The 15,311-nt window shown below is 54.0% G+C and carries 23 protein-coding genes; 5 read left to right on the top strand and 18 right to left on the bottom strand.

The genetic code is table 11. The annotated features are described in order from the left end of the window. Positions 1-18: 18 nt before the first annotated feature. Positions 19-255 carry a hypothetical protein gene (locus FFR93_RS01245; protein ID WP_138391519.1) on the bottom strand — a complete coding sequence of 79 codons (237 nt, stop codon included), beginning with the start codon at positions 253-255 and terminating at the stop codon, positions 19-21. 149 nt (positions 256-404) lie between these two features. On the opposite strand from FFR93_RS01245, the gene FFR93_RS01250 reads away from it, so the two are divergent. Next, positions 405-761 (top strand): hypothetical protein, encoded by a 357-nt coding sequence (locus FFR93_RS01250; protein WP_138391520.1) that lies wholly within the window; start codon positions 405-407, stop codon positions 759-761. Between the two features lie 84 nt (positions 762-845). On the opposite strand, the gene FFR93_RS01255 is transcribed toward FFR93_RS01250, so the two are convergent. Continuing rightward, complete coding sequence (locus FFR93_RS01255; RefSeq protein ID WP_138391521.1) at positions 846-1,409, bottom strand: hypothetical protein; 564 nt, start codon at positions 1,407-1,409, stop codon at positions 846-848. Between the two features lie 159 nt (positions 1,410-1,568). On the opposite strand from FFR93_RS01255, the gene FFR93_RS01260 reads away from it, so the two are divergent. The 3 genes from FFR93_RS01260 (at position 1,569) to FFR93_RS01270 (ending at position 3,257) form a co-directional block, all read left to right on the top strand. Next, on the top strand, positions 1,569-2,123 hold the full coding sequence (locus FFR93_RS01260) for a hypothetical protein (protein ID WP_138391522.1): 555 nt from the start codon (positions 1,569-1,571) through the stop codon (positions 2,121-2,123). A gap of 105 nt (positions 2,124-2,228) precedes the next feature. Then, positions 2,229-2,510, top strand: coding sequence for a hypothetical protein (locus FFR93_RS01265; RefSeq protein WP_138391523.1), 282 nt, complete (start codon positions 2,229-2,231; stop codon positions 2,508-2,510). Between the two features lie 198 nt (positions 2,511-2,708). Beyond that, the gene (locus tag FFR93_RS01270) at positions 2,709-3,257 is read left to right on the top strand and encodes a hypothetical protein (protein ID WP_138391524.1); all 549 of its coding nucleotides are present in this window, start codon (positions 2,709-2,711) and stop codon (positions 3,255-3,257) included. Positions 3,258-3,266: 9 nt separating this feature from the next. On the opposite strand, the gene FFR93_RS01275 is transcribed toward FFR93_RS01270, so the two are convergent. The 16 genes from FFR93_RS01275 to FFR93_RS01350 all read right to left on the bottom strand — a co-directional run bounded on the left by FFR93_RS01275 (position 3,267) and on the right by FFR93_RS01350 (position 14,898). Further along, a complete protein-coding gene (locus FFR93_RS01275) occupies positions 3,267-3,755 on the bottom strand; it encodes a hypothetical protein (protein ID WP_138391525.1) in 489 nt (162 codons plus the stop codon). An 82-nt stretch (positions 3,756-3,837) separates the two neighbouring features. Next, positions 3,838-4,521, bottom strand: a complete 684-nt coding sequence (locus FFR93_RS01280) for a hypothetical protein (protein ID WP_138391526.1) — start codon at positions 4,519-4,521, stop codon at positions 3,838-3,840. A 163-nt stretch (positions 4,522-4,684) separates the two neighbouring features. Continuing rightward, the gene (locus tag FFR93_RS01285) at positions 4,685-5,842 is read right to left on the bottom strand and encodes a hypothetical protein (RefSeq protein WP_138391527.1); all 1,158 of its coding nucleotides are present in this window, start codon (positions 5,840-5,842) and stop codon (positions 4,685-4,687) included. 67 nt (positions 5,843-5,909) lie between these two features. Further along, a complete protein-coding gene (locus tag FFR93_RS01290; RefSeq protein WP_138391528.1) occupies positions 5,910-6,572 on the bottom strand; it encodes a hypothetical protein in 663 nt (220 codons plus the stop codon). A 260-nt stretch (positions 6,573-6,832) separates the two neighbouring features. Next, the gene (locus FFR93_RS01295; protein WP_138391529.1) at positions 6,833-7,030 is read right to left on the bottom strand and encodes a hypothetical protein; all 198 of its coding nucleotides are present in this window, start codon (positions 7,028-7,030) and stop codon (positions 6,833-6,835) included. Then, positions 7,027-7,473 (bottom strand): hypothetical protein, encoded by a 447-nt coding sequence (locus FFR93_RS01300; RefSeq protein ID WP_138391530.1) that lies wholly within the window; start codon positions 7,471-7,473, stop codon positions 7,027-7,029. Before FFR93_RS01300 ends, FFR93_RS01295 begins: the two co-directional genes overlap by 4 nt. Beyond that, a complete protein-coding gene (locus tag FFR93_RS01305; protein WP_138391531.1) occupies positions 7,470-8,558 on the bottom strand; it encodes a hypothetical protein in 1,089 nt (362 codons plus the stop codon). Before FFR93_RS01305 ends, FFR93_RS01300 begins: the two co-directional genes overlap by 4 nt. Before the next feature lie 93 nt (positions 8,559-8,651). Continuing rightward, positions 8,652-8,912 carry a hypothetical protein gene (locus FFR93_RS01310; protein ID WP_138391532.1) on the bottom strand — a complete coding sequence of 87 codons (261 nt, stop codon included), beginning with the start codon at positions 8,910-8,912 and terminating at the stop codon, positions 8,652-8,654. 93 nt (positions 8,913-9,005) lie between these two features. Next, positions 9,006-9,575, bottom strand: coding sequence for a hypothetical protein (locus tag FFR93_RS01315; RefSeq protein ID WP_138391533.1), 570 nt, complete (start codon positions 9,573-9,575; stop codon positions 9,006-9,008). A gap of 66 nt (positions 9,576-9,641) precedes the next feature. Continuing rightward, on the bottom strand, positions 9,642-10,163 hold the full coding sequence (locus tag FFR93_RS01320; RefSeq protein ID WP_138391534.1) for a hypothetical protein: 522 nt from the start codon (positions 10,161-10,163) through the stop codon (positions 9,642-9,644). A gap of 432 nt (positions 10,164-10,595) precedes the next feature. Next, on the bottom strand, positions 10,596-11,228 hold the full coding sequence (locus tag FFR93_RS01325; RefSeq protein ID WP_138391535.1) for a hypothetical protein: 633 nt from the start codon (positions 11,226-11,228) through the stop codon (positions 10,596-10,598). A 156-nt stretch (positions 11,229-11,384) separates the two neighbouring features. Beyond that, on the bottom strand, positions 11,385-11,603 hold the full coding sequence (locus FFR93_RS01330; RefSeq protein ID WP_138391536.1) for a hypothetical protein: 219 nt from the start codon (positions 11,601-11,603) through the stop codon (positions 11,385-11,387). Between the two features lie 57 nt (positions 11,604-11,660). Next, the gene (locus FFR93_RS01335) at positions 11,661-12,485 is read right to left on the bottom strand and encodes a hypothetical protein (RefSeq protein WP_138391537.1); all 825 of its coding nucleotides are present in this window, start codon (positions 12,483-12,485) and stop codon (positions 11,661-11,663) included. A gap of 113 nt (positions 12,486-12,598) precedes the next feature. After that, positions 12,599-13,414: a hypothetical protein gene (locus FFR93_RS01340; protein WP_138391538.1), complete on the bottom strand. Its 816-nt coding sequence runs from the start codon at positions 13,412-13,414 to the stop codon at positions 12,599-12,601. Between the two features lie 207 nt (positions 13,415-13,621). Beyond that, positions 13,622-14,143: a hypothetical protein gene (locus FFR93_RS01345; protein ID WP_138391539.1), complete on the bottom strand. Its 522-nt coding sequence runs from the start codon at positions 14,141-14,143 to the stop codon at positions 13,622-13,624. An 80-nt stretch (positions 14,144-14,223) separates the two neighbouring features. Beyond that, on the bottom strand, positions 14,224-14,898 hold the full coding sequence (locus FFR93_RS01350; protein WP_138391540.1) for a hypothetical protein: 675 nt from the start codon (positions 14,896-14,898) through the stop codon (positions 14,224-14,226). Positions 14,899-15,036: 138 nt separating this feature from the next. Here FFR93_RS01350 and FFR93_RS01355 point away from each other — a divergent pair, with 138 nt between their 5' ends. Beyond that, positions 15,037-15,249: a hypothetical protein gene (locus tag FFR93_RS01355; protein WP_138391541.1), complete on the top strand. Its 213-nt coding sequence runs from the start codon at positions 15,037-15,039 to the stop codon at positions 15,247-15,249. Positions 15,250-15,311: the final 62 nt, after the last annotated feature.

Consider the following 15,311-nt stretch of genomic DNA (forward strand, 5'->3'; position numbering starts at 1 on the left):
GTTGATGCCCTGTCTGCGTTACCGGTCGCTGAACGTGTAGGAGACTTTCCGCGTCACGTCCTGAGGAATGCAGCGGAGAACGCGGTGCTTGACCTTGGTCCCTTCATTTTCGAGCCACTCCTTCAGGCGATCTTCGTTCTCAAACGGTAGGAACACCGTATGGTGCTTGAAATATGAGGGCTCGCCATCATCTCCGGGAATGCGGATTGAGTCCTCGTAAACGACGGCAAGGTGCTCTTCTTGAGGAATTATCATCTTGAACTTCTCGGTGACCGGAAGTCCAGGGTGGGTCTCAAATGGCGTGATTGTCAACACGATGGTGGTGTAATGCCTTGCGTGCAGCGTTTGCGGATTGCTTCACTGCTGCGTACTGTTCGGCAGGGAATCTTTTAGGAGGATACGACATGCCGGAAATTCGCGACTTCGACCACCTGTTTCTGGATCAGGCCAAGGTGAAATTCACGCTGACCAACCAGGAACCATCTGACAGCGTGCCTCACATCGATCTCGACCTGGAAGTGGAAGGCGATCTCCGATCCATCGCAACGTTGTCATATAGCTTCGAGACGAAAGCATGGTGCGGTATCATTCGCCAGTCGCAAACCGATGATGACTCTTTCGACTTCGATGCTCCTGCAACCGGTGAGCAGTTGGACAACCTGCTGCGCGCGGTTCCGGAAGAGCGGATGGCACACATTCACGAACTCCAGGCCTATTTTGACGAGAACGGCAATTTTCCGCCAAAGGGCCCTCGCCTCTGAGGCTAATCGTGACCCATCAAATGAGAATGCTGCCAACTGACACGAGGTCTGTTCGGCGGCATTTCTGTTTCAGGGTTCTTGCGCCTAGAGCGTTGGTGCGGGAGTCGGCTGTTCTTCGAGGTCGATTGCGGTCAGATCGTCCAGGATCAGAAACTTGTAGTCGAATGGGGCGCTTGTGAGTTCGGCCTTGAGGGCGCGGTACTCGTCTTCACTTGCAGGGAAGGTCTCCTTCACCCAGTCAATATGGCAGCTGCCGTGCTGGCCGATGTGGGCGTAGCATATCATCATGTCGGGAGAGCCCTGTTCGAACGGCATAACAGCCGTGATCTCGCCTTCCTCATCGCGGCGAAAGAGGACGACAGTGTCGGTTTCGGTCATGTCCTTGCCGATCATTACGGTCTGACCGGTCAGCGCCGAGATAAAAGCATCGTATTCGTTGTCATTGCGACCCGCGTCGAAGACCTGGCCATTCAGACCGATGATCTTGAGGTCGATCTCGGTTTCATCGGGTGCGGGAGCGTCCATTACTGCTTGTGCGATGAAGCTGCCATCGCGAAGCCGTTCCGGAATGTCGTCCTGATACTCGAAATTGTCGATGAACTCGCGGAATTCCTTTGGTCCAAGAAGATAGTGGGTGTCGGGTCTCATAGCTGTGTCCTTCGTGAGCGGTCTCAGGAGCATGTCGCGTTTATAGGCAAGGGACGAGCGCACGGGAAGCCTAGGTGTGTGAGTCGCAAATCTGAAATCTTGAGAGGCTTACCAAATGGCCTATATTGGGTGAGGAAATTCCGACTGAAGGCGCATCTCTTGAAAATTAACTGGCACGAAAACCCGCTGAAGACTTCGGTTGTCCTTGATGAGATTGAGAAGAAAATCTTCGCCGAAAAGGCCAAGATTCGAGAGTTGAAGAGTGCGGCTCAGTCTGCAGCTCTGCATCTGCGGGATAAAAGTGAGAAGCTCTACGATCCGGATCGAGCGAGGTCATATCTGCAGCACGCGCTCGATGAAAATGGCTTGAAAGAACGCGCCAACGACATGTTGGTCGAACTTGAAAGCGGATTTCACTGTGGCGATTGCACCTGCGTTGCAACGAGCTGTGAGAAATGCTTTGCGGAAGACATCCTGGAGATCAACACCCTTGAAGGGCTTTCACAGCATAGTGCGCATAAGCTCGATGTTCTCTACGGGCGCGAGGATGCAGTCGGCATTGAGGAAGTGCTGGGCGCTCTCGAAGTCGAGATCGCCGAGGCATTGGGAGATGCTCGGGAAGAGGAGCACGCAGAGGCGGTCAAGGTGTACGAGTGGCTGCTGCGTTACAAGACGGAGAAGCTCGGCTTTCGCATCCGCCCCCTATTTTCGTGACATTTTGGCAACGCTGAGAATTTCGTCGCTCCAAGTGTAAATTCAAACGGCCCTCACCTGAATATGTGCCTGTCGGCTCGATTGGCGAGCTTAAAGGAGGTCCACATGAAGAATTCAGGTCAAGCTTTTTGGGAAACGCTGGGTGATAAGGGCTTTTACCGTCAGGTGCTCGCGAACATGATCAAGTTTGGTCATCCGGCAGGCATCAGGTTTGGCACCACCGGCCGAGGCGTCTATCCGAACTATCAGGTCCACTATCCCGACGGCAGCGTCAGGGCTTTCCGTGGGCGTAATCATGGCCTGTTCTCCGGCGTTAACGCGATGTTTAAGGATCGTAATCTGTCGGCCGTCTACACCTATGATCAGGTGCTGGCTTTTGCGGCGTAGAGGCGGCTGGGGCCGGGCTGCGATGAACGGTCCCGGCCTTGTTCCATACGTTTTGTCAGGTCATCCTGCCAGCAACGTAAAAGAGTTTTTGAGATGAGTGTAGGATTGGTAGAGCGGCAGCACAGAGGCATCGATTTGCAACGGTGGTCACAGAAGACGCCGTACAACCTCTTTGCGTGTTTCGTGGAGCGTCCGGTCATGCGTGAGTCCAAGAACGGGCATCTCTACATGGCTGGTTTCAATGAGGCGCTGGGCTGCACGGTGGCACTTCACTACCAGAAGCGGTCCAAGATGCAGGACCTTCCCGCGAGATACATAGTTAAATGGGCGTCCGCCCGTCCTGGCGAGCGCCAGGAAGTCAGATCGTTTACCTCACTTAAGGAAGTGGAGGCTCTGCTGAAGCCACCTACCCAGGATGTAAGCTGGATTGAAGGTCTTACCGAGCAAAAGCGCCGTATCGTAACGGCTGCGTTTGCACACGCCTTGATCGGGGAACATCAAAAGTTTGAAGGGGACGATTTTCAGGCAGCGGTCGACTTCCTTCACCACCTGGAGCCGGATACCGGTTCGCGGTCTCCGCTGCAGTTTGAGGTTCCCTCAGATAGCCGCGCGATTTTGTGGGCGTCGATCCGGTGGATTCTGATGCGGAGAACCGAGAAACTTGAGCTTGGTGACAGCCAGCAGGAACTGGCCGGGAAATTGCTGAAGGCTTGTGGTTTGGAGCCAAGTCATGCCCCCGCGTTTTAGGTAGAACGCTCAGGGTAAGGCGGGCATGGTTGTGTCTGCGACCCGGGCAAATTCGTGTGCCAGTTCCTCATTGACTTCGCTCCACAGAAACTGGTGGTTCGCCCGAGGATCGCCCTTGCGTGCAAGGCTGGCTTGAAGTGAAATGATCCCGATCTTCGCCTTACGGATTGCGCGTGTGCGCCAGGTTTGGTCCTGAAAAATCTCGTCCATCCATTCCAGGCTGAATGGGCTGTAACGGGTGATGTCGGCGTCCTTTGTGTCGCGTGACGAAAGCAGGCGGCAAAGCTCTGACTTTGATCCGTTCAATTTCTCCATCCAGAATTCCTTCCAGGGTCGGCCGTTGACCTCGGGAAGGTTCCTGTCTTTCGCCAACTCGATGACTGCTGCCTTTGCTCGGTCGATGTACTCCGACTTGTTCCACACATTACGGGCTGTCGTCCGGCGCATAATGAGCTTGAAACGTTCACCGACCTCGTGGGGTTCTGCTTTGTAGGACATAGGTAATTTCCGTGCGTGTTTGTTTGCCGTCGTTTCCTATATAGATGTCTGGAAAACCGTTAAAAGACCGGTGCCGGAATTCCTATTTTGGAGCCCTGCCCTTGCGCTCGTTTTCGTATATTTCAGCAATTCGTGCAATTTCGTCGGCAACTGGGTGAAACTTTGCGTCGAGACTTTGAGAAAGCTCATGGAGGGGAAGGAAAACGGTCTCGTGAAGTTTGACCTCTTTCGGGAAAGTTGCCATGGCTTCGAGAATGGGCTCCTGAGCGGCACATAGAAAGCGGAAGTCTCTGAGACCTGTTTTGTCCATGTCGGGGAGTGCGTAGGAGGAATACTGCATCGCGGCATAAAATGGCGTCTTCATAAGTGCGCTAAATTCGTTATTAGTGTCCGCAATGTGGCCCACCATCATCTTGTGCTCGTCGAAAATCTGAAGAATTTTCAAGAGTGTCGATGCTCGGCACCCGTTTCGCGTTGAGAAGATGTGATATTTCGCATTGTTAGGGTTCGTGGAACGCTGCAGTTCCTGCCTTTCCACTTCATGTGCGAGCCAGTTCTGCGCGTCTTTGCGGGTCTTGTGAATGGGGGAGAGTGCATCTTCCAACCAGCGACCGGAAATTAGAGCGTACCATCCATTACCGGACTCGTGCTTGTACACGGCACCAATCTGTGTGCCGGATGAAGTTGACGCGTAAAGGCTTGCGGATGCGGTTGTAGGCGCGGACTTGATGGCGCGGCCGTAGGATGTGAATGTGAGGTCGGTCATTGAAAAACTCAGGCGGTGTGCTCTGGTTGGAATGATGACGTCCATACATGCAATTGGCAAAAGAACGAGAAAAGGGCGCTGAGTCGCGCCCTTGGAAGTGCAGTGTTCCATGCTCGTTCGTCACCGATACCGACGGCCATCGGTGTGTCAGGGTGCTAGGGTGCTACCTAGCGGTGGCCTGCTCCAGCTTTACGAAAGCGCCATCCAATTCTGGAACGACCTTGGATGTATCGAGATAAGGCTGGTCGGCAAGATCGTGAAAGCGGATGAAAGGTTTCCCATCCTTGATCCAGAGCGCGACGTTGGTCGTGTTGGGCTCATTCCTCATACGGACTTGATATCCCCCGTCGTCAAGGCGGTCAAAAAAGTACCCGCCGACTTCACAGTTCGTTGGAATGCCCTTCAGGTAATCCGTGCTGGCGTCGTAGTCGCACTTTCGTTCCTTGGCAAAGTCGGTGATCCTCTTCGTAACTGAAGCGAAACGAGCGTCTGCTTGCGCGTTTTTGATCCGGAGTGGAATGCCAATGATGGTTTCTCGCTTGATGTTCAGTGTCGCCTCGATAAATTCGAGCGCCTGCTCGATCTTCTCGGCATCGCTGGCCGTGGCATCCATGAGCAAGCTTCCGCCGCCAAAGTAGCCAGAGACGACAGCCTCATCACCATGGCGCGTGAGGATGGTGTAATCATATTCCCCGTCCTTCCTGACGAAGAACCGGCCAAACGTGCAGGGTGTCTGTTCGCCGTTGAGGTACGATGCCTGTTCCTTGCTGCTGCAGGCCTCGTCCGCGAGCGCGCCTTGAACCTTCTGCGTTGCACGGAAGTACAAGTTCATGAGGTCCAGGTCACGCGGATCGAAGAAGGTGTCAGGGTCTTTGGGGTCGATTTCATTGAGCTTCCTGTTCAGGATCGTCTCCGCAAAGTCGACAGAAATCGCTCTCGCCTGCTTCGGGTCCAGGTTGGAGTTGAGGTAGACGTTTGAACTGTTGATGATGAGAACAGGTGAGTAAGCGTCTGGGTCTTTGGGCGACTGGAGATAGCCCGTAGCCGCGTAATGGGTGTCTTGACTGAACCGATAGTCCCCAATGATGCAATATTTCCAGGCGTCTCTGACGCCTCCTTTGCATTTGTCGTTGTCGAGAACGCTGTACATTTTGTTTCCGGCAAGACGAAGACCGACGGCGATTTGTTCGTGGGTCAGCTCATCGCGCGAGTTGTCCGGCCAAATGGCTCCTGATTTTTGATCAGCTTCTCCAGCCATTGCCAGAGGAATGACAGTCGTCGTAGCGACGATCAGAGAAATAAGCATTTTCGAAAAGCGCATGGAGAATTCCTTTTCTCGTTTTAAGGTTTACATAAAGGAATTCTTGCAGTTCGCAAGGAGTTTTAGTTCAAGGCGCGACACTTCTCGAATGCGTCGCTTCGCGAAGTCGTTCTGTCCCTGACTGGATAGCTTCTATGACTCGCGCCTCGCAGATGTCGGTAAATGCCACTGATGCGGTCTCTGCGGTAGCGAGAACTGCTTTGAACGTCTCGTCGTCGCTAAGGGATGTTGAAAGCCTGGCCATGCGGCCGTAGTCCTCCAGCACATTGCTGAAGTGAATGGCGGCCTGGTTCAGTTCGGCTGGAGTGGGGTCTGTGGCTCCGTAGACATTCGTCGAGCCGTATCGGCGATGAACATCAATCAGAAAGCCGACATCGGCATCATTCCCGAGCAATTTCATTGCGGGAATATCGACAAAACAACGTTCCCGAAGAGCGAGTAGGAAGTGATTGGTGACTTCCAATGATACGGGCTTGCTGGGCAGGTGTTCGATGAGCCTATCTCTGAATTTTGCGCCAACGAGGCCGTAGATGTCGGTTGCCTTGGTGTTTCTGGCCGTCTGCAGGAGGTCGTGAGCTGCGAACTCCAGGAAGTGCTTTTCTGTGAGGTTGCTTGATCGATATGCGCCAACATTGTCCAGCCATCTGCAGCGGAAGGCGATGCCGGGGAACAGAGGGTCGAGGCGTGAAGATGCGAAGCCTTGGATGCGGGCCGAGAAAATTGAATGCATGTCATTGATCCGGGTTATCTGCAGACACCTTGCTGGAGCCTCGTGCATGGAACACCAGGAATTGCGGCTTGCTTGCCGAGCGAAAAGGATAGGCTTCGAGCTTCAGGGAGTAGACGAACGGTTGATGAGCCGGTCTCTTGCGCTCCGCGTAGCCGTAAGCGATTATGATCAGGCTTCGGGTCGCCACACGTCCGCAAGGAGTGCAACAGGGCGGCCCTTTTCTTTTTGGCCGCACTTGTGCGTGAAGTCTGTGTGCACGCTCAGAGCGTGATCACTTCAATCGAAACAACCTGCTGTGCTTCAGTGAGGTCGTGGAACTGGCGGCGATCCACCAGGTAGTCCCAGTCATCAAGGGTCACGACATCGCCTTTCGATGGGAGAGCATAGCAGTCGAGTTCAATGATCAGCTGTCCGCCTTTCCTGAAGGCGATGCGGTACGGGGGCTTCTGGTTACTCATGCGGATCGCTCCTCTTCGGCTTTCTTGTAAATCCAGTAGCCGTAGACGCATCTCTCGCCGCCGCGACGCGGGTCGGACGTGTCATGGATTACGCCATCGATCATGGCGGTGTAGTGCTTGCTGACCGAGGCTACCAGTCGTCCCTTCGGCAGTTCGTCGGCCGTCAGGTGAACCTTGCATCCCGAGCCAATCGTCATCGTGGCTACCCATTCGAACCCCTGCCCGGCCATGTAGTCTTTGAACCACTTGCGCTGGGTGAGCATGCCGCTGCGCGGTGACGATTTCTTGCCTCGCTGAGACTTCCCGCCTTCTGCCAACTCGCGGTAGACCTCGATATAGGGGCGGCCGGTGATGATAGCGATTGAGCGCGCGACACAATCGCCGCCGCTCGGCTTGAAGCCAGCGGCAGCACGGCCGCCGTCATTGTTTACGAATCCCGTCATGCCTGGTTCTCTTCCGTTGCCAGATCGGGATGCATCTCTCGTATCTTCTTCCGCTGTTCCCTGGTGAGGACGGTCATTTTCATCTGGACGATGGCCTTGGTCGAGAAGTGCGCGGTGATACCTCGCTTGATTTCGTCGAGTCCAAGTAGCGTGAGGCCCAGCAGGTCGGCAATCTCTTCGTCGGGCATTGTGACAGCCTTGAGCACCCGGTGGAGGGAGAAAACGGCGTCTTCCCGCTCGCGATCACGCTTGATGCCCATCATGGCGTCGAACTCTTCGAAGGTCATCGACAGGCTGCCGCCCTCTTCCGCCTCGTCGACAGCGTCCGTTTCGGAGGGCTGATCGTCGGCCTCTTCGTATTCCGCTTGAACCTCGTCCTTCGCTTCTTCTCTGGCCTTGATGTCCGCGACCATCCCGGCGATCTGCTCTCCGCGCTCCTCTGCAACTTCGGGATCGCCATGGAAGCTGAGGCGGTCCAGCAGGCCCAGGATAACGGTTTCAAAGAGGGTGGGTGTCAGCTCGATGCGTTCGTATGCGCCCGGGCTGGTTTCCGAAAGTATCGGTCGTTTCCCTTCCGGTGGTCCCACGGCGATGTCGTGGATGCTCGGGATCGAATTGATGATGATCGGAACATTGACAAACTTTTTGGGGGACATGAATGTGAGCCCGCAAGTGTCCGTCAGATATCCGGTGCCGAGATCAATAGGTTTGGCGAACTTGCCGTGGTAATCCCAATGATAGTCGATGTTGAGCGTTCCATTGTCGAAGCGATGGAGGTCGAGGATGCAGTAGATTTCGACCGATACGATCTCTTCATCGATATCGCTGTCGTCAGCGTCGGTGACGTGTGTTTTATCTGCGGCCGTGAGCCATGCGTCGAAATTCATCCACGCTGCTTTGTTCAGTACATTCTTCCAGGGCCGCAGCGCCTTCATGAGTTGGCGCAGCGTCAAGCCATCTTCGAAGACGGTGTGTGCGCGAAACAGTTCGAAGATCGCCAGTTGATCGTCGGGGTCTGCGAAATACACATCGTTTCCGTGCTCGCGTACGGCAATGCAACCATCTCGCTGAATTGTTATTTCCATAAGGAATTCCTTCTCTATCGCACCTATATAAGGAGTTCCGAGCTGTTCATCAACATATTCATTTGTTAGGATTTTACCGTCTGTCGGCCGAGGTTAGTCGATAGCTCGCGGCTTTATGAGCATCTCATCCCAACGGGATGCTTGAACCCCGAACACGATGTTCTTGACCTTGTATCTGCCCTGACTCAACTCCGTAACCAGTGCGACGATGTCTTCGTAGTCGCCTTCCGATCTTATTTTAGGATCGACCGGGTCATCCTGGATATGGCTACCACCGTCGATATGGAAAAGTTTCAGTGTTTCGCCTTTTTCAATGGCCGCAGATATGTAAGCTTTGATGTTTTCGTAGAGCATTAAGGCGTTCGTCCGGGTGGATGCGGGCTGGAGCTATAATGGTGATGACTGGAAAACGCAACGTTAATGACTTGCGACTGTTGTCACTCGCACTCAGAAGATCAGGCTGGGTTCTGTAGGTTTTGACTTGTGGTCGCGTTTCATCTTCTCGATCCACCGGTCGATATTGAGATGCGTGATCTTGTCGGCGGTGATGAAGGCAGCGCCAAAGGAAACGTCTTCATCAAACTCGGTCGGGCTGATGCGTACAATGAAGTGGTCAGTTTCGACCTTGTCGCCGTGGTTGATGAGGATCGACTGCAGAATTTTCGTGAGCGACAGGGGATTGATGCCGCATTCGTCCACGCAGCGGTTGAGATCGAAGACTCCTTTGTGGAACTCGTCCCCTTTGCTGAAGAATTCCAGGGCTGCATTCGCAAATTTGCTTCGAGTCAGCTTTGCCAACTCGATCCAGTACGCTGCAGTGCCGCCGCCCAGACTATAAGCGATGACGCCCACGCCTTTGACGGCATTGTGAGAAACCTCAATGATCCCGTTGGACGGCTCGTCTTCTGGAGACAAATCCAGTATCCCCCAGAGCATGGCACCTTCCAGGGTGTTGCGGACTAAGTCGCTTGGAAGTCCGGGCTCGACCGTTATCTTTCGAAGCTGGTGGTCTCTCATGTCGGTTCCTCAGATTTACTTAAGCCCTCACATAGGGGAACTTGGCTCCCATGATAAGGCGTTAGATCAGTCTTCGAACGAAAAATTCCCTGGACCCAGCATTTTATTCATTCGTGCCGAGAATTCCTCGACGGTCTGAGACTTGCGCAACTGGTTGAAGGTCGCGATCATCTTGGCATTCGTATTGATGCCTTTGCTATCCCAGCCGCGTCCATCCAGCTCGGGAAACTTGATAAGAAGACAAAATGCAAAAATCTGGCTGACCGGTCTGGGGTACATCGTGTTGATGATCTTCGACAAGATGTGACCGATGTAGCCGATATTCCCGGCGATAAAGACCTGAGCCTGGTCCATGGATGTGTGGTAGGCCTCGATCAAATCCTCAAGCGCGTATTTGTCGAGGTGATCCAGAAGTTGGTCAAGGCCCTGGTACTCGGCAAGGATGGGCTCTAACTCCTCTCTGATCTGCGCTCGCAATTCATCATTGATGGCGGCTCTGTTTACTGTTGCTTGCAGCAGCAAGGGCGCGATCTCTTCCAGCGAGAATGGAAGATCGGCTTCGTCGAGTTCGGTGATGGTAAGTGGCATCGCAGTCTCCTTTAGAAAATGATGAGAGCGAAGCCGTCGACCGTCAATGATAAGGAAGCTTAGCTTGGGGGCTGATGTCCGGGTAATGTCCACACAGGGAATCCGAGGTAAAGGTAATGGCGATTGATGATCAGAGGTTTACGGAATTTTCCTAATAAACAACATTCACTATTGAGTGGCTGCAGCATGTCCAGATAATGTCCGGAAGGTCCTGAAACAGGAAGAGCCACCCTTTTACACTCCAGGAGGACGTGTGGTGGCCCGTGACAAAATTAAGGTAACTCCGGCGGAAGAATTCATCAAGTTGGTTTGGCCTCGAAACCGTGGTCTGGGGGCCAAACTTGGCGTCAAACGCTAAATGCCAATATCCTGGCACTTAGCTGAGAAAACGAGCCGTAATTGCTACAATGATGGCATTTAGCTGAATTGTCTTCAGCCGTGGGGCAAAGCCTTTGTGTGGGTCTGTTCTTCCGGACGTGGGCCATACCACCAGTTCCAGCTCGCGCGGCCCGCGAAAGCGAAGGCGTGGTTGAGGTCGATAAAGGTGCCGCGCTTGATGCCGGATAATTCAACCGCCCAGTTTTCTCCAGATTTTGTGACGCGAGCATCTCCTGCCGGTACTGAAAGTGTGTAAGCGTCGTCGAGGAACGTCCAGGCTTCGACGAAATCCGTCGAGATGAAGTCGTTCATCTCATCGATTTCATGCGTTTGTGGAACGTTGACAAGAAGGTAGGCAAGTTCTGGGTCGCACGACGCAGTGCAAGGAAAGCGAGAGGCGATAGCGTTGATCGTGCTTCCGACCGACCCTAGGTCGCCCTGATAAAAGGTGCCAACGGTCATACGCGAGATGAATGCTGGGGGCTGGGCCGTGCTCCAGATGGGGCGGTTGCGTTCGTCACGTTCGACGGACCCTTGCGGCGTGACGCTGATCTCTGTCGAACCGCCATAGAACGTGGCCTGTCCAACAGTATTGGGGCTGTAGCGGATTGAATGCTCTTCGCAGAAGGCTGCCCACTCGGTCAATGGAATCTCTTCTTTGAATTTGAGGTAAGCAGCACTAGACATACGCAGGCCTTTCTATGTGGGGTGAGGGCTATATAGTTCGCGGCGATGAGGTGCTCAAGGGAAGTATTGAAGTTAGGTGCTGGTCTAGCGCGCGACCTTGTAGCAAGCGTCTCAGTTAGTTAATCTGTAAACGGTAATGGAGGACGTCCGTCCATGTTAAGGGGTCAGCGATGGCTCTTCAATGAATTCGATTTCATTGCCTTCGAAAAGGTTGAACGTCATGCCTTGATATAGGTGTGGACCAAAGACCTTCATCAGGTACCAGAGTTCGGTTTCAAATACGTCAGAATTTGCCAGTTCGTAGAGGTCCTTCCTGCTGAGAATCTCCTTGGCTTCCTTGGTGAGCTTAACGCGCACCTTCGTATTGATGTTCATGGCTTGGCTCGTGTTCGTTTGGGTTTGGTATTTTTCTGCGCAGATTGTTGCAGTGCATTAAAGCTTCGGAAGTGCTTTGGCCGAGGCGATGTTTTCGCTGAGCGCCTTCGGATCGGCACCGAGATATTGTGAGATTCGCTCCGAAAGGCGGCAAATGTTCAGCATCATCTCGTAAAAGAACCTTGCGTTCTCTTCGGTGTAGGGCATGAACTGCCAACCGGTGTTGCTGTAGACCTTGTAACCGTCAGGATGGTCGTCGCGCAGTGGGTAGCGTCGCTCGCCCTCGACCGCCGCGCTCCAGAAGTCTTCATTTGGATAGTCGACGTGGGTAAACGCGTTGAGTCGTCCACCAAAGCTTTCGCGCGGAAGCTCGGGGTTGAGATGTTTGATGTGGAAGCCGCCTGAAAAACGCGAGGTTTTCCTGGCCACAATACGAGCAGTAACGCCGACCGAGTAGTCCAGGCGGGACATATGGCTACCCTGCCCTGGGTTCATCCATTCGTAGCCTTCCACGCCAACCCCATCGGGATGGACGTCGCCGTCAGCGCCCACGACATACCGGGTATTCGAGTTGAGCTTATAGAAGAGAATGAGGTCGGTATGGTCGACTGTTTCGACGCGGGTGCGGCCGTATGCTTCGAGGAGGCGCTGGATCGGAGCCAGCTCCGTCGCCTGCAGGACGGGCTTGTCAGCGCGGTTGGTGGTGCAGTCGACGCCTTTGAGATCGTCGCGCTCTGCCAAACCCCGGATAACTTCAACCTGATCGTCAGGAATGTAAGTCTGGAAAATGCCCGTGCTCAAGACATCGGTGGGGTAGGAATGCGAGAAATACAGGCTACCGACGCCTCTGGTGCTGATCTTGATTGGATTGATTTTCGGCATCGGAACCCCTACTCGGATTAAAGCATATCGCTCCTAATATTGGTGATCCGAGATAAATGTCAACATTGTGAGGAAATCCGGATTTGAAGAACGGTGATTTCCTTACTTAGCCATTACATCGTAAGAGGATCATTCGGCATAAGAGATGCCGTGAGGTCCGAATGAAGGAGTTCGACTGAGGCCGCTCCCTTCCGTCGCTGGCTATTTTCCAGAGCAAGTTGAGATGCGATAAGAAGTCCCCTTCGGAATGCCCTCCCCTCTGTAGTGTTGGGATCGTGCTGGTCGAGCAGGTCACGAAGGACTTGGTTGGTGATGGCGGCCTCGTCTGAATTCGCGAATTTCTCCACGAGCGCTGTGATATCTGCCCCGTCGATCTCGTAATTTTCCGGTAGTGACAGGTGAAGGTGGTTCAGGCGATTGAGACGTTCCCGAACCAGGGTGAGTTCCTGCCAGATTTCTCGTCCAGAGAACTTTATCCAGTTGTCGGACACTGTTTCGAGAATTCTTGGTGCGTGCGCCTGGAGTGTCTTGTGGACAGCTAAATCCGTATTCGTAAAACCAAGCTCTGGCGAAAGCTTGTCGCCGCCTTCCAGGTGCAATGAAGGCTCCATCAAGGCCAATAGCTCGTTGATCTGCTTTATGATGGCCTTCGTCCCTTTGTTTTCGACGAGCACCAAACGCGTCAGCCAACCATTGGTCGCTTTAATGCCGTCCTCTGTCGCGGTTCGCAGCTTCGAGAATGCCAGAACCTGGTCTTCTTTCATCGCGTTGAGCACGTCGCTGGCTTGATAGGTTGCTTCGCTCAAGGAGATGCTTGCAACGACAAAATCGAACGATCCTTTGCCTTTGATGGCTTGCCGTTGCAAGTGGAGTAGTTTGTAAGCGAGGAGCGATGATACGCTGTCGCCCTGCTCCGGGTAGACGGGCAATTCTGCCGTTGCTCGATACGTCGATGTGGAGAGCACTTTAAGATGGGAGACCGTCAGTTCGTCCGAGGCCGTAGGCCCTTCTGATCACGCCTTCAACCGCGATTGGGCTGAGAGTATTGATGCCGGACATTTTGTCCTTGTGGGTATCGCGCGTAAATTCAACGGTGATGTAGCAGCGTGACATGGTGTTCTCTTCGATTAGGGCAATTAGCTAAGTCTTGGGGCGGATTTGAAGGTTTCGAGGCGTTCGGCAAACGCCGCCGCGATTTGGTTGTCGGGATCGGCAAGTTCATTCGCTCTGGGCTCCCACAGTCGAGGGTCTCCATAGAGGCGGATGATCTCTTCAAGGTCGTCGTCGTCCTCGATATCCATCACTCCCGTCGGGTGGATGCTTTCCACATTGGTGGTCCAGCCATCAACGATATAGCGCTTGTGCAGGATTGCGAAGTCGTGGCCGTCGGCGATCTTCGATACGTGGGAGTCTGGATTCTCATCAGCTGAGAAGCCGAACAATGCGACGGCCTCCGAGCCCAGGCGCTCCCGCAGGTCATCCGCCCAGCTCGTGCAGAACGCGGCATGATCGCCATTCGGGAAAACACTGATTGTCTCGCCGTCGTCAGCGAGGTTGTCTTCCTCGTCTGGCTCATCACCAAGATCGTAAGCGTCGGGGTTTTCGTCTTTGATGCTCTGTTCCTGCTCATCGATCAGGCTGCGCAACTCGGCTTTCATCTGCTCATCTCACTCGACATGGTCTTCCCATCATGCTGTGAGAGGACGCAAAGCACACCTGTGCGACCGCTTGTGCCGCATCACGGTGTGAGGGCGGCGGGTTCCCTGGTAAAAGTGTCGTCAGGTTCGATCTCCAGCATAAATTCGATCTGGTCTGCCGCTTCCAGAAGACGACGGTAAATCTGGCCTGCCAGGATAGCCCTTGACGGATCGCCGATATCCAGCTTGTAGGCCAACTTCCTTGAACTGTCGGAAAGAACGGCTGCCTCCATCGCGACGGAGCGGTAGGTTTCGACCGAGGGTTCCTCCATGCACCGATCATTTGCCCGGGCCAGGCTGTGGCTTGTGTTATGTGGTCCAAGGTCAGCGGCGAGCTTCAGCGTGTCCTCAAGGTCTGCCAAGACGTCGTGTGGTGACACGGGCATGTTTGTGGCAAGAACGGTGCGCTGTGACTTTTCGGCGGCGTTTTTCGCCAGGTGCACGATCAAGGCTTCGGCGAGCGTTACACCTACAGGGCCTTTCTCTCTTTCCATGGAGAGAAAATCGGGGTGGTCCGCCACATAGGCCGGAAGGTCTGCGATATTGAAGTTGTAGGCTTCCTTAACAGCGGTTCGTGCGACGCCTGCAATCTCTTCCTGTAAAAGGAATCTTGATCTGGAACCGCGAACGTAACCGGCGCGACCGGAACGAGCTTTCTCAAGCTCCGCTTTCAGTGTGGTGTCGACTGCGGCCTGGATTGCATTGAGATCGATCATTTGCTCGCCTTCATGGTCATAATTGCTTCCAATATGAAGAACGAGAGTGCCAGCTTCAAGTTGCGTCAGTCGCCGAGCGTCTTGCCAGTCGGGTTGGTTGGAGCAAGACTTTACCAGTGTCACTCCAGAGAAAGCCTTATGTCAGTCACCAAGGAAGTCTCCATTGAGCGCCATGCGGCGGAGCGCATGTACGCGGACCTGATCGTAGCGCATGGAAATCCGCACTACTTCATCTTCAAGTTCCTGCAAAACGTCGAGAACGAGGTCCTGGAGGAGAAGCTGAAGGAGATGGCTGACAAGGCGGCTGGCGGCAATGCTGGCCACACTTTCTCGATATTCGACGAGGAGTAGGTCGAGGTCCCTTCGGGGCTTCCTTTGACAGACGGCCGGTCCTATAAAACCTGCGCGATGCG

Origin of the sequence: Rhizobium sp. MHM7A, assembly GCF_005862215.1 — a bacterium.
GTDB classification, from domain to species: Bacteria; Pseudomonadota; Alphaproteobacteria; order Rhizobiales; family Rhizobiaceae; genus Rhizobium; species Rhizobium bangladeshense.